Consider the following 14339-nt stretch of genomic DNA (forward strand, 5'->3'; position numbering starts at 1 on the left):
TATCTAAAATAGATATATTTTTGAATATCCCTTTTACCAATCTTCTTATTTAAAAAAGTCTTCTACACCTCTAAACCTCTAAATTTATGAATAATTTATTTAAATTCTTAACTATTGTAAGTTGTATGACGATTTTTTCTCGTATATTAGGTTTTATACGAGATGGAATAATTGCTAGAATATTTGGAGTAGGACTAGATACAGATGCCTTTTTTATAGCATTTAAAATACCTAATTTATTTAGACGTATTTTTGCGGAAGGAGCTTTTTCTCAATCTTTTATTCCAATATTAGTAGAATATAAAAATAATTATTGTCAAGAAAAACTAAAAATTTTTATTGCAGAGGTCACGGGATTATTAATATTGATATTATCTATATTTAGTATAATTGGTATATTAATAGCACCTTATATAATAAATATTATAACTCCCGGTATTACGACTAATTCCGATTTCTTTTTTATCACTTTATCTCTTTTACGTATAACTTTCTCTTATATTTTATTAATTTCATTAGCTTCCTTAATTAGTTCAATACTTAATACGTGGAATTATTTTTCTGTTGCAGCTTTGGTCCCTAGTTTGTTAAATATAAGTATGATATCTTTTGCTTTAATATCCTCAATTTTTCAACCTCCTATTATAGCATTAGGTTGGTCTGTTATAGTTGGAGGTTTGTTTCAATTAATTTATCAGCTTCCTTATTTAAAAAAAATAGGGATGTTAGTAATCCCTAAAATTAATTTATACAATACTGATATTCATCGTATTATAAAATTAATGGGACAAGCAATATTAGGAGTATCTGTTAGTCAAATTTCTATTTTTATTAATACTATCTTTACATCATTTTTAGTAACTGGATCGATCTCTTGGATATACTATGCTGATCGATTAATTGAATTTCCTTCTGGAGTAATTGGGGTCACATTAAGCACTATTTTACTCCCATTACTTTCTCATACTCTCCTTAATAGAGAATATTCTAAATATTCAATCATTATGAATTGGGGATTACGTATATCTATACTCTTAGGGTTACCTAGTTCTGTTATGCTTGTAATTTTATCTAAATTATTAATTATATCTTTATTTCAGTATGGAAAATTTTCTATTATTGATACTATGATGACACAATATTCTTTAATAGCTTATTCAATTGGATTAACTGGATTGATTGTAGTGAAAGTGTTACTATCTGGATTTTACTCAAGAAAAGATATTAAAACACCTGTAAGAATGGCGATCATTACGATCATAGCCATTCAAATAATGAATATATTTTTTATAAATGTGTTGCAATTACAACATGTAGGATTATCTCTTTCTATTGGAATAGGTGCATGGTTGAATTCAGGATTATTATATTGGCAAATTATTCGTAAAAGATTTTTTTATCTACAACCTGGTTGGTTAATTTTTTTATTAAGAGTAATATTATCGGTATTTATAATGGGCTGTATATTAAAAATAATTTTGTTTATAATTCCTTTCAATTGGATTGAACTAAATATGCTATATCGATTATTCTTTTTATCTCTTATTATTATGACAGGTTTTGTTATATATTTTAGTATACTCCTATTATTAGGAGTACAAATACAAAAATTTTTTAAAATATAGAAATATTTGAACAACAATATCATCATCATAATCATAAAAATTAATATAAAATGAGGATAAAATATGATTAAAATAAGACTAAAAAGAGGAGGTTGTAAAAAACGTCCCTTTTATAGAGTAGTAGTTACTGATAATAGAAATTCAAGAGATGGACGTTTTATTGAAAATATTGGATTCTTCAATCCATTCATTTCTAGTCAATCCGAACGTATTCATTTCAATGTATCTCGTTTACGATATTGGATATCCCAAGGAGCTCAACTATCCGATCGTGTTTTATCTTTGGTTAAGAGTAATAATTTTTTAGTTAATTCACAATGAATCTATTATATTAATTATTAATAAGGAGTATATAATAAATAAAGTAGTATGTAATCCAGTTATATTAGGTAAAATAGGGAAGGCTTATGGTATTTTAGGTTGGGTAAAAATAATTTCATTTACCGAAAATATTCAAGATATCTTTAGATATAGAAATTGGTATATTCATAAAAATAATATCTGGACACAAATTAATTTAGAAAAATGGAAATATTCTTCTAATTCACATCCTATTGCAAAATTTAAATCCATTGAAAAAAGAGAAGTTATATCAAATTTTACTCATTCTAATATTGTCATTGATTACTCACAATTACCTAAACTTTCTAATAATACTTATTATTGGAGAGATTTAATTGGTTGTCTCTTATATAAGAAAAATGGGAAAAAAATAGGTAAAGTAGTAAATTTAATAGAAACTAAATATAATGATGTTATGATAGTACAATCTTATCAGACACATCAAAAATTTGCTATTCCTTTCTTAAAAAGTATTGTTCGAGATGTTGATATTCTCAATAGAAAAATAGCAATCAATGGGGATATGATAGATTTTACATGAATGAAATTTCAGAAAAAAAACTAATAAATATTGGAATTATTAGTATCTTTCCAAAGATGTTTCGTGCTATTACAGATTATGGTGTAACTAGTAGAGCTATAAAAAATGGATTATTGAAAATAAGACTTTGGAATCTACGATCCTTTGCTAACAATGATTCAATAGATGATCGTCCTTATGGTGGAGGTCCAGGTATGTTAATGATGGTACAACCTCTTAAAGAGGCGATTGTAGCAGCTAAAAATCATATGGTAGGAACAGGGACAATAAAAGTTATTTATTTTTCTCCTCAAGGAAGAAAATTAACACAACAAGATATTGATAGTAGGTTTAATTCAAATTCTAATTTAAATTTAATCTTAATATGTGGTCGATATGAAGGAGTTGATATACGTTTAATAGATACTGAAGTTGATGAAGAATTATCAATAGGTGATTATGTTCTGAGTGGTGGTGAAATAGCAGCCATGGTACTAATTGATGCAATTGCTAGGTTTATTCCAGGAGTATTAGGTCATAAAGATTCAGCAAAATATGATTCTTTTGCTCAAGGATTGCTTGATTATCCTAATTACACTCGTCCATATAGAGTATCGAGTATGGAGGTACCTAAAATTTTATTATCTGGTAATCACCATAAAATTCATCGATGGCGATTAAAACAATCATTAGGAATAACTTGGTTAAGAAGGCCCGATCTACTTTCTAGTTTTCCTTTAACTGAAGATTTATTAGGTTTATTAAACGAATTTCAGAATGAATATAGTTCAACATAATTATAATTTTCTATTTTATAAGGTATCTATCATTAATATGATCAATATAATTAAATTAATTGAAAAAGAATACATGAAAAAAGATATATCATTTTTTAGTACAGGAGATTTGATAGAAATTAAAATATGGGTAAGTGAAGGAAGTAAAAAACGTCTTCAATCTTTTGAAGGGATAGTTATTGCAATACGTAAACGCGGAATAAATTCCGCATTTACTCTAAGAAAAATATCTGATGGAGAAGGAATAGAACGGGTCTTTCATCACCATTCTCCCATTATTGAAAAGATTACAATTAAACGTCGTGGTGCTGTACGTCGATCTAAGTTATATTTTCTACGTAAACGTATAGGAAAATCTGCGCGTATTAAGGAAAAACTATAAATAAAATATCGATCTTCTTACATTGATATATCTATTTACTTTTTTGTAAAAAGGGAAATCAAGCAATATTTTTAGTATATATATTTTATAGTGAATAAAATAATGACTATATTATTACGATATAATTCATCATATTTACTCATAGAATAAGGCTCTTATGTTACAGAGTGAAAAAATTAGTGCTGTTATTTTAGGTGCAGGCAAGGGAACACGGATGCATTCTAGCTTACCTAAAGTGTTACATTCCATTGCAGGTAAGCCTATGATTCAACATGTTATTGATGCTGTGGTAAAATTAGGTATTATTCGTATTCACTTAATATATGGTTATAAAGGGAACAATTTAAAGCAAAAATTATCCCATCAACAGGTTGTTTCTTTAAATTGGATATCACAATTAGAACAATATGGCACGGGTCATGCTGTTTTTCAAGCAATCCCACACTTATTAAACAATGAAAAAGTACTAATTCTCTATGGAGATGTTCCTCTTATTACATCTTCTACATTACAACGTCTTCTTGAAATATATCAAAAAAGTGGCATTGCCCTAATAACAGCAAAATTATCTAATCCAAATGGTTATGGTCGTATCATACGTGATTCTCATGGAAAAATAATGAGCATTCTTGAAGAGAAAAATGCGAATGTCCAACAAAAGAGAAACATTAAAGAAATTAATACTGGCATATTATTAGTAAACAGTAATAACCTTATTAGATGGCTTAATCATTTAATGTATAATAAAAAAGATAAAGAATGTTATTTAACAGATATTATCTCTATGGCATGGAAAGAAAAAGCACCGATTCATTCTCTACAACCAAATTCTATATATGAAATACAAGGTGTGAATAATATTAGTCAATTGATTCAATTAGAGAGAATATATCAAAAGAAACAAGCACAAACATTACTATCACTAGGAGTAATGATATCGGATCCTTCTAGATTCGATTTACGAGGCAAATTATTACATGGAAAAGATGTTTGTATTGATACGAATGTCATTATTGAAGGTGAAGTGACGATTGGTAATCGAGTATTTATTGGTAATGGATGCATGTTAAAGAATGCAATTATTGGAGATGATGTTATCATTCATCCTTATACTCTAATTGAGGGAGCGCAAATACATAATAAAAGTATAGTAGGACCTTTTGCTCATTTACGAAAGGGCAGTGTGTTAGAACAAGAAGTTCATATCGGTAATTTTGTGGAAACTAAAAATACACGTTTGGGAAAAAAATCTAAAGCGGGGCATTTGAGTTATCTTGGAGATGCGGAGATTGGAATAGCTGTGAATATTGGAGCCGGAACCATCACTTGCAATTACGATGGAGCCAATAAACATAAAACGACTATTAGAGATAATGTATTCATAGGATCAGATAGTCAGCTAATTGCTCCTCTCACTATTGAGAATGGTGCAACTATAGGTGCAGGGACAACTGTAACCAGTGATGTCGCTGAAAACGAAGTTATTATTAGTCGAATTCGTCAATTTCCAATTCTTAATTGGCATAGACCTACTAAAAAGAATAAAAATATATAAGGTTACACTATGTGTGGAATAGTAGGTGCAGTTTCCAAAAGAGATATTGCTCAATTTCTGCTAGCAGGATTACGTCGTCTTGAATATCGTGGATATGATTCGGCTGGTTTAGCTACCGTTGATAGCAAAGGGAAACTTAATCGTCTAAGAAGAGTAGGTAAAGTTGAAGTGTTAATGGAAGCGGCTAAAAAATATCCTATTCAAGGTCATATTGGCATTGCCCATACTCGATGGGCAACACATGGAAAATTGACTGAAATAAACGCTCATCCTCATATATCGGAAAACATTGTTGTTGCACACAATGGGATAATAGAAAATTATAAATTCTTATATGAACGCTTATATAGAAAGGGTTATCGTTGTATGAGCGAAACTGATACTGAAATCATTGCTCATTTAGTACACTGGGAACAAAAACAAAGAGGTGGTACTCTTGCTGAAATCATTTTAAGAATAATACCTCAATTATATGGAACATATGGAATAATAATAATGGATGTACATAATTCCAATGTTTTAACAGCAACATGCTCAGGTAGTCCTCTAGTAATCGGATGCGGAATGGATGCGAACTTCCTTGCGTCTGATCCAATCGCACTCTTACCTGTAGCACACCGTTTTGTTTTTATTGAAGAAGGAGATATCATCGAAGTTACTCATTGTACTATTAAAATATGGAATAAATTCGGACAAAGCGTTAACAGACCTGAAGTCGAATATTTTATTAAAGATGATTATGATATTGAAAGTAAAGGTCCATATCAACACTATATGCAAAAAGAGATTTTTGAACAACCTAAAGTGATTAAAGATACATTAAAAAATCGTATTATTAATGGAGCAATTATTTTTCCAGAGTTTGGACAATCCATAAATAAATTACTAAGTAAAGTAAAACATATACAAATCATTGCTTGTGGTACTTCTTATCATTCTGGTATGGTATCCAAATATTGGTTTGAGGAATTAGTTAGAATTCCATGTGATGTGGAAATAGCTTCTGAATTTCGTTATCGTAAATTTGTTGTCAGAAAAGATAGTTTGTTAATTGTTCTCTCTCAATCAGGTGAAACGGCTGATACTTTAGCAGCATTAAGAATCACAAAAAATATGGGATATTTAAGTTCACTAGCGATTTGTAATGTCGATTATTCTTCTTTAGTTCGTGAATCAGATTTCTGCTTGTTGATAAAAGCAGGAATAGAAATAGGTGTAGCATCCACTAAAGCTTTTACAAATCAATTAACGGTACTTTTAATGTTAGTAATATATATTGGTCAAATAAAAGGAATGAATAGTAAAATACAATCTAGTGTAATACATGCCATTACATTATTACCAGATTATATAGAACAAGTTTTTTCGATAGAAAAAGGAATTGCCAATCTTTCAAAAAATTTTATTGATAAACAGCATGCTTTGTTTTTAGGTAGAGGGAGTTTATATCCTATTGCAATGGAGGGTGCTTTAAAGTTAAAAGAAATATCTTATATTCATGCAGAAGCTTACGCGGCGGGTGAGTTAAAACACGGACCACTTGCTCTTATTAATATGAATATACCGGTCATAGTAATTGTCACTAAAAATAATTTATTAGATAAAATGAAATCTAATATTGAAGAAATTCTTGCTAGAGGAGGAAATGTATATATATTTTCTGAATATAATTCAGGTTTCATAGAAAGTGACAATATAAAAATTATACCTCTATTTGAAAATATTGAAACAATTATTACTCCAATTGTGTATACTATACCAATGCAATTATTAGCATATCATATTGCTTTAGTAAAAAAAACCGATATTGATAAACCAAGAAATTTAGCGAAATCAGTAACAGTTGAATAAATACATTATTATATATATGAAAAATCTATGCATCAAATTTTAGCAATTGATACCTCGAGTGAAGTATGTTCTGTTGCATTGATAAATCACTCTAAAGAAATTATTGAAAAAATGATATCTATCCCAAAAAGTCATGATCAATATATTTTAAGAATGATAGATAACTTACTGAAAGAAGCAAATATTTCGATTAAACATATTGATTTCATTGCATTTAGTCAAGGACCTGGTAATTTTATCAGTCTTCGTATAGGTATTAGTGTTGCTCAAGGAATTGCACTTGGGATCAATGTTCCTTTAATTGGGGTATCTACTTTAGAAATGCTAGCTCAAGGTGTATATAGACGTACTGGTAGAACCAGAGTACTGACTGCTATTGATGCGCATATGAAAGAATTATATTGGTCTGTATATTCGCTGATAAATGATGTTTGGGTTAGTCCACTTGATGAAACCATCCTTACACCAAAATCTGTTTTCTCTTTAATCCAAAAAGGAGAAATGAGGAGTATCATTAATGACAATGACGTTGGAATGGAGAACTGGGCTTACGCAGGTTCTGGTTGGAAAATGTATCCTATTCTAGAATATGCTATTAATAAATTTTCTCTCATAGACGGAAAAACAGTCTTTCCTTCTGCAAGAGATATTTTCCCTATAGCTTTGAAAAAATTGGAAAAAGGGTTTATTCCTCTATCTGTAGAAGAGGTCCAACCTATATATTTACGCCATAATATAGCTAAAATTAATGAATAATATACTAGATTTTATTAATATCATTCCTAATTATCCTAAACCAGGAATATCATTCCATGATATAACAAGCTTACTTGAAAATCCACTCGCATATTCCAAAAGTATCTCCCTTTTAGTAAATAAATTTAGTCATATACGATTTACTAAAGTAGTGGGAATTGAATCCAGAGGATTTTTATTTGGTGCACCAGTTGCGTTAGAGATGTCAGTAGGATTTGTAGCAGTACGTAAATCTGGAAAATTACCCCGCGATGTTATTCGTGAAAAATATGTACTCGAATATGGTATTGATACACTTGAAATACACAGAGATGCTATTACTCCAAATGATAAGGTGCTTATAATTGATGATTTATTAGCTACAGGTGGGACTGCTTGTGCTACAGTGAATTTAATTCGTAATTTAGGTGGGTATGTAAAAAATGCCGCATTTATCATTAATTTACATAATAGTGGAGGAAAAAAAAGATTAAATCGTATAGGAGTAGAAAGCTTTAGTCTAGTCAATATTTTTGAGTAGTAAAATCCTTTTTTAGCAATCTATACTTTTATTTTTTCTTCAAAAATATGAATTTACAACAATATGTTCTGGCTCGTAAATGGCGACCTAAAACTTTTAAAGATATAGTTGGTCAGCATCATATTATTACAGCTTTGACTAATAGTCTTTTATTTAATAGAATACATCATGCTTATCTATTTTCTGGAACTAGAGGAATAGGTAAAACTACGATTGCTCGTGTTTTTACTAAGGGTTTAAATTGTAAGACTTCTCTTACTTCTCCATGTGGTCAGTGTATTAATTGTTGTGATATAGAAAAAGGTAAATTTGCAGACTTAATTGAAATTGATGCTGCATCTAAAACGAAAGTAGAAGATATACATGAGTTACTTGATAGTGTACAATATGCTCCCATTCGTGGTCGTTTTAAAGTATATTTAATTGATGAAGTTCATATGTTATCTAAATATAGTTTTAATGCTTTATTAAAAAATCTTGAAGAACCTCCTATACATGTAAAATTTATTTTGGCTACAACAGATATCAAGAAAATACCAATTACGGTCTTATCTCGTTGTTTACAGTTTCATTTGAAAATATTAGATACCCAGCAAATTCACACCCATTTAAGGTACATTCTTAGAGAAGAACAAATTCAATATGAAGAAGAGGCCTTATATCTATTATCCAAATCAGCTCAGGGTAGTATGCGAGATGCGCTAAGTTTAACAGATCAAGCAATTGTTATGGGGAACAATACGGTTAATACAAAAATCGTACAGTTGATACTCGGTAGTTTAGGAATAGATAATTCTTTGAGACTAATTGAATTATTAATAAAAGCTGATATTAAGACTCTATTATCCGAGATTAAAAAATATGCAAATGATGGAGTAGATTGGGACTATTTATTAGTAGAAATATTATCGGTAATACATCTTATTGCTATTGCGCAAGTATCATGGAGTCAATTAATCCTCTATGAAAAACAAAAGGATCGATTAAAAAAATTATATAAATTATCAAAATGTATTACCTCAATGGAATTACAATATTATTATAATATTTTTCTGATAGGAAGAAAAGAATTACCTTATGCACCTAATTATCATATAGGAATGGAGATGATACTGTTACGTGCGTTATTAAAAAGAGAACCAAATAACGAAATAATTCCACCACTCCCATCCTCTATTTCTTCTCGCTCTTCTGAATCCGAATCCAATATAAAAGATCTTGCCATTGAAGAAGATAAAAATATCTATTCATATGATAGGTTTTCATCCATATCCGATACTACGGATGAGAAGAAACAGATACAGAAAAGTATGAATTCTTTTCCTACAAGTAAAATCAATCGTAATAATCCACGGGATTTCATTATAAAAACCAATGATTTCTCTCTACCCAATACTATCAATTTAATAGAAGAAAAAAAAATGGAATCATCTTATAAGCAGTGTACTCCCTTAAAAAAAGAGGATACTTTGAATATTAGATCGATATCAAAAAGTATTAGTCGTATTCTACAAGTTCGGAAAACATTAAAAAATTATAGAGAAGAAGAGCAAAACATCAAAAAAAATCAAGTAGATATCAATTGGAATGAGGAAAAAAAATTAGAAGAAAACTTGATTCATCGTATTTCTTCTATCAATAAGAATATTGCTACTAAGTAATCTAATATCGTGTATACAAATAGTTTTCTGAATTTAGATATGAATCAAAAAAATAACAGGTTTCATATTGAAATGAAATTTTTTATAATTAATTGTCTATTCTAAAAAAAAGATATACAATAGCTGACTGGATTCAGATTTACATATTAAGATGCTCATGATGTGTTGTGTGTAGTTGTATTTAGTATGGTATAATATTTCAGATGTTTGGTAAATTGGGTAAAATGATGATATGGAAAATTTGATGAAACAAGCACAAAAAATTCAAGAAAAAATGCAGAAAATACAAGAAGAGATTGCTCAATTAGAAGTGATTGGTGAATCAGGTGCGGGTCTAGTAAAAATAACGGTTAATGGTGCACACTATTGTAGAAAACTGGAAATTAATCCTATCTTATTTAAAGATAAAGATATACTAGAAGACTTAATTGCGGCGGCTTTTAATGATGCAACAAGGCGTATTACTGAAAGCCAAAAAGAAAAAATGGATATGTTATCAAAAACAATGCCGTTACCTCTCGGTTTAAAAATGCCATTTTAATCAATGAATACGAGTACTTTAATAGAAAAATTAATAGAAGCATTGCGATGTTTACCTGGTATTGGTCCGAAATCCGCTCGACGTATGGTTTTGCATCTTCTACAAAATAATCGTCAAGGAGGACGAAATTTATCTATTGCTTTATCTAAAGCTATGGAAAATGTTGATTATTGTTCTATATGTCGTATTTTTACTGAAAACCACCTGTGTGGTATTTGTTCTAATGAAAAAAGAAAAAAAATAGGACAGATTTGTGTAGTTGAAACACCCTCTGATCTTTATGCTATTGAGCAAACTGGACAATTTGAAGGATGTTATTTCGTCTTAATGGGATGCTTATCTCCTTTAAATGGAAAAGGTCCTAATGAGATAGGACTCGATTTTTTTAAAAAAAGATTAGAAAATGAAGAAATTAAAGAAATAATCTTAGCTACTAGTCCAACTATTGAGGGGGATACTACTGCGCATTATATATCAGAAATGTGTCAATATTATCCTGCTATAAAAGTGACACGTCTTGCTTATGGTATTCCGGTAGGTAGTGAATTAGAAAGTGTAGATAGCACTACATTATCACATTCTATCATAAGACGTCATATCATGAAAAAATAGCTTGTAATAAGCCAATATAACTAACTTATTTATATCAAGTCAATTAAAATAATTAATTAAGAGAGAAAGATACTACTCTATGCGCATTATTTTATTGGGTGCTCCGGGGTCAGGTAAAGGAACGCAAGCAAATTTGATTGCTCAAAGATATGCCATACCCCATATTTCTACTGGAGATATTCTTCGGAAACAAGGAAATCCAGATCAAGTTGATATTAATCAAACCATGATGAATACTGGAGAATTAGTGGTTGACGAATTAGTCATTCCATTGATTAAGCAACGTCTTAATCAAGAGGATTGTCAAAATGGATTTGTGTTAGATGGATTTCCTCGAACTATTCCTCAAGCTAAATCGATTAAATCACTTTATATTCAAATAGTATTAGAATTTATTATTCCACCTTCCCTTATTATAGAACGTATTAATGGGCGTCTTATTCATCCTTTATCAGGAAGAATTTATCATAAGCAATTTAATCCGCCTAAAAAGGAAGGAGTAGATGATATTACTGGTGAACCTTTATGTATTCGCAAAGATGATCAAACTGATGCTATATATAAACGTTTAATTACATATCAACAAAAAACAGCTCCACTCATCGAATATTTCCATAAAAAAGCTAGGAATGGATGTCTAAAATATTTTCCAGTAGATGGAACGAAATCCGTAGAGGAAGTTAGTCGTATATTAATGAATATACTTCATCGTGTTTTTTTTAAATGATTATCAGTCATATTTTTTCTGTGAATCACAAATGGTGAGGTGTCCGAGTGGTTGAAGGAGTACGCCTGGAAAGCGTATATATGCAAATGAGTATATCGAGGGTTCGAATCCCTCCCTCACCGAACGAATACATACTACAGAAAAAATACAGTACTAAAAATGGTGATGTAAAAAATTGCGATAGTAAATACATAAATTTATTATGATGAATAGTATACTTGTGGTCAATGCACCTAGTAAAGGTGAAATATTTTTTAATAGCATTAAAGGCCCAATAATATGTTCCAATAAATAGAATAACATTCCAAAAGAAAATCCAATGAAAATACGTGCACTAATCGATCTAAAAAGATACTGATATCGGGATAAAAAATTTAATGTTGTTAATATCATGACTATAATAGAAATAGGATATAAGATCTTTTTCCACATATGAAATTCATAATAATTAGAATATTGTCCAATTTTTTTTAAATATCGTGTATACTTATATAAATCTATAAAAGAAAGTGAATCCGGTCCTAATGCTAATAAATGTAGTTTATTAGGTGTAAGATGTGTTTTCCAAGTGCTATTTTGGAAATGCTTGATATTTACTTGATTCTCCTCTCTAAAATCGATTTCTTTTCCTTGAAAAAGAGTCCAGTCTTCCTTAAAAAAGGAAGCCATACTAGCGTATATGAATTTTAATTTACCCGTTGGACCAATATAGTAAATATTAACTCCAGATAATAGATTCTTACCTAATATTCTTTCAATAAAAATAAAATTATTACTATCCTTGATCCATAATCCGTTTTTTTGAATTGAAAAAATAGTAGGAGAAGAAGAACGGTTGTATATCATATAAGAGCGGTAAATACGTGCTTTTTGATCACAGATAGGTGAGATATACTCATTTACTATCATTATTAATAATACCATAAGCATAGTTATTTTTATAACAGCATAAACTATTTGAAGAACGCTAAATCCCAAAAGCTGTATTACCATCAATTCCTTATGATACTCTAAGAGAGCTAATCCTATTAATACACCTAATAACATAGCCATAGGAAAAAATATAGAAACATCTCTTGGAATAGTCAGAAAAACATAAAAAATAGCTCCACCGACTGAGTATTCACCTTGACCTACTTTACGTATCTGATCTATAAATTTTACTATAGCCGATAATGATATCAGTATGGTTAATATGATGAGAGTGACATTTAATATCATTTTTCCAATATATATCTCTAATATTTTCAGCATCTTCCACGGAATTTATTATAAAACCACCAATATATTTTTCTTGATATAATGCTATCACGAAAATTAAGAACGATTGCAAAGAATAAATATACTACGTTTATCATCCACATCATTAATAGAACGGAATCAGATTCTATCTTCATACTATTATAGCGTAAAAGCGTTTGAAATAAAAAAAATGTTAAGTATAATAATATCGCTATTGGATATATGCAGAATCGGTTTCTGCATTTTACTGTAGTTGATAAAGGAATAGAAATTAAGGCCATAATCAATACGGACAGAATCAGCGTTAATCGCCAATGTAGTTCTTCTCTAAATTTTTTTTGATTGGAATGCCATAACTCTCCTAGAGAAGGTATCATTTCATATCGAATGTTAAAAGAATAGGTCATTGGATTATTGAGTAAACCTTGATATTCACCAAAATTGGTCACCGTTAAATTTTGGGGAAGTATAGCATATTGTATACCTGTTTTTAATATAATGCTTTTTTGTTGTGATTGGGATTCATTATGAATCTCACCCTCTTTTGCTAAAACTATAAAAGGATAATATCCTAATTTAGAATCGAATTGTGCAAAAAAAATATTCTGCATTTTTTTTCCTTGCACCTTATTTATAAATAATACTGAACGTGTATTACCTATTTTCTGAAAATGTCCTTCCATCAATTTTGACAAATTTGTATGTGATTTAACCTTCCATAATAAATTATGATAATAATGAGAGGAAAAAGGTGCAAACCACATTACATTTATAGTTGTCATCATAGCATTCATTAAAACTAATATGATGACTGCTAGAAAAATAATTTTTTTCCCTATTCCACAAGAATAGATAATTATTATCTCATTATCTACATACAGTCTACTTAAAGTTATTAACAATGCTAATAATAAACTTAGAGGTAGGAAAAATTTTAAAAATTCTGAGATACTTAACCCTAATAAACACCCTACTAAATATAGGGGAATATCTCCTTCTACTACTTCCCATAAAATACGAATGAATTTTTGACATGAAAAGATTATAATTAATACAAATAAAATCGCTAATTGACTCTTTATACTCTCTAAAATAAGATATCTTATTATTATCATATTTTCAGTTTTTCAATAAATTAAATATGGTATAATTTTAAAAGATTAGAGAAAAAGTTTCTTTAAATTTAAAGATTTTATTTATATGATACT

General features: G+C 29.3%; 15 protein-coding genes and 1 tRNA gene. 14 read left to right on the forward strand and 2 right to left on the reverse strand.

From position 1 onward, the window contains the following. Positions 1-86 precede the first annotated feature (86 nt). The 14 genes from murJ to KEC37_RS01490 all read left to right on the forward strand — a co-directional run bounded on the left by murJ (position 87) and on the right by KEC37_RS01490 (position 12011). A complete protein-coding gene (murJ, locus tag KEC37_RS01425) occupies positions 87-1625 on the forward strand; it encodes a murein biosynthesis integral membrane protein MurJ (protein WP_223139780.1) in 1539 nt (512 codons plus the stop codon). Positions 1626-1688: 63 nt separating this feature from the next. Next, a complete protein-coding gene (gene rpsP / locus KEC37_RS01430; protein WP_223139317.1) occupies positions 1689-1946 on the forward strand; it encodes a 30S ribosomal protein S16 in 258 nt (85 codons plus the stop codon). Between the two features lie 61 nt (positions 1947-2007). Beyond that, on the forward strand, positions 2008-2508 hold the full coding sequence (gene rimM / locus KEC37_RS01435; protein ID WP_281492958.1) for a ribosome maturation factor RimM: 501 nt from the start codon (positions 2008-2010) through the stop codon (positions 2506-2508). A 23-nt stretch (positions 2509-2531) separates the two neighbouring features. Beyond that, positions 2532-3284 carry a tRNA (guanosine(37)-N1)-methyltransferase TrmD gene (trmD, locus tag KEC37_RS01440; RefSeq protein WP_223139792.1) on the forward strand — a complete coding sequence of 251 codons (753 nt, stop codon included), beginning with the start codon at positions 2532-2534 and terminating at the stop codon, positions 3282-3284. A 37-nt stretch (positions 3285-3321) separates the two neighbouring features. Next, entirely contained in the window at positions 3322-3666 is a 345-nt protein-coding gene (gene rplS, locus KEC37_RS01445) for a 50S ribosomal protein L19 (protein ID WP_223138390.1), read from the forward strand. Between the two features lie 157 nt (positions 3667-3823). After that, a complete protein-coding gene (gene glmU / locus KEC37_RS01450) occupies positions 3824-5221 on the forward strand; it encodes a bifunctional UDP-N-acetylglucosamine diphosphorylase/glucosamine-1-phosphate N-acetyltransferase GlmU (RefSeq protein ID WP_223139417.1) in 1398 nt (465 codons plus the stop codon). Between the two features lie 9 nt (positions 5222-5230). Next, the gene (gene glmS / locus KEC37_RS01455; protein ID WP_223139418.1) at positions 5231-7072 is read left to right on the forward strand and encodes a glutamine--fructose-6-phosphate transaminase (isomerizing); all 1842 of its coding nucleotides are present in this window, start codon (positions 5231-5233) and stop codon (positions 7070-7072) included. A gap of 27 nt (positions 7073-7099) precedes the next feature. Further along, a complete protein-coding gene (gene tsaB / locus KEC37_RS01460) occupies positions 7100-7828 on the forward strand; it encodes a tRNA (adenosine(37)-N6)-threonylcarbamoyltransferase complex dimerization subunit type 1 TsaB (RefSeq protein WP_223139419.1) in 729 nt (242 codons plus the stop codon). Continuing rightward, positions 7821-8348, forward strand: a complete 528-nt coding sequence (gene apt / locus KEC37_RS01465; RefSeq protein ID WP_223139420.1) for an adenine phosphoribosyltransferase — start codon at positions 7821-7823, stop codon at positions 8346-8348. Before tsaB ends, apt begins: the two co-directional genes overlap by 8 nt. Before the next feature lie 47 nt (positions 8349-8395). Then, complete coding sequence (gene dnaX / locus KEC37_RS01470; protein ID WP_223139421.1) at positions 8396-10009, forward strand: DNA polymerase III subunit gamma/tau; 1614 nt, start codon at positions 8396-8398, stop codon at positions 10007-10009. Between the two features lie 232 nt (positions 10010-10241). Further along, positions 10242-10550 carry a YbaB/EbfC family nucleoid-associated protein gene (locus KEC37_RS01475; protein ID WP_223138396.1) on the forward strand — a complete coding sequence of 103 codons (309 nt, stop codon included), beginning with the start codon at positions 10242-10244 and terminating at the stop codon, positions 10548-10550. A gap of 3 nt (positions 10551-10553) precedes the next feature. Continuing rightward, the gene (recR, locus tag KEC37_RS01480; RefSeq protein ID WP_223139422.1) at positions 10554-11162 is read left to right on the forward strand and encodes a recombination mediator RecR; all 609 of its coding nucleotides are present in this window, start codon (positions 10554-10556) and stop codon (positions 11160-11162) included. Between the two features lie 79 nt (positions 11163-11241). After that, positions 11242-11889: an adenylate kinase gene (gene adk, locus KEC37_RS01485; protein WP_223139423.1), complete on the forward strand. Its 648-nt coding sequence runs from the start codon at positions 11242-11244 to the stop codon at positions 11887-11889. 33 nt (positions 11890-11922) lie between these two features. Continuing rightward, positions 11923-12011: transfer RNA gene (locus KEC37_RS01490), tRNA-Ser, on the forward strand. Positions 12012-12042: 31 nt separating this feature from the next. Here KEC37_RS01490 and lptG read toward each other — a convergent pair. After that, on the reverse strand, positions 12043-13143 hold the full coding sequence (gene lptG, locus KEC37_RS01495; RefSeq protein WP_281492956.1) for an LPS export ABC transporter permease LptG: 1101 nt from the start codon (positions 13141-13143) through the stop codon (positions 12043-12045). Continuing rightward, positions 13137-14246, reverse strand: coding sequence for an LPS export ABC transporter permease LptF (lptF, locus tag KEC37_RS01500; protein WP_223139425.1), 1110 nt, complete (start codon positions 14244-14246; stop codon positions 13137-13139). Before lptF ends, lptG begins: the two co-directional genes overlap by 7 nt. Positions 14247-14339: the final 93 nt, after the last annotated feature.

It is taken from the genome of Candidatus Schneideria nysicola (assembly GCF_019923565.1).
GTDB lineage: Bacteria > Pseudomonadota > Gammaproteobacteria > Enterobacterales > Enterobacteriaceae > Schneideria > Schneideria nysicola.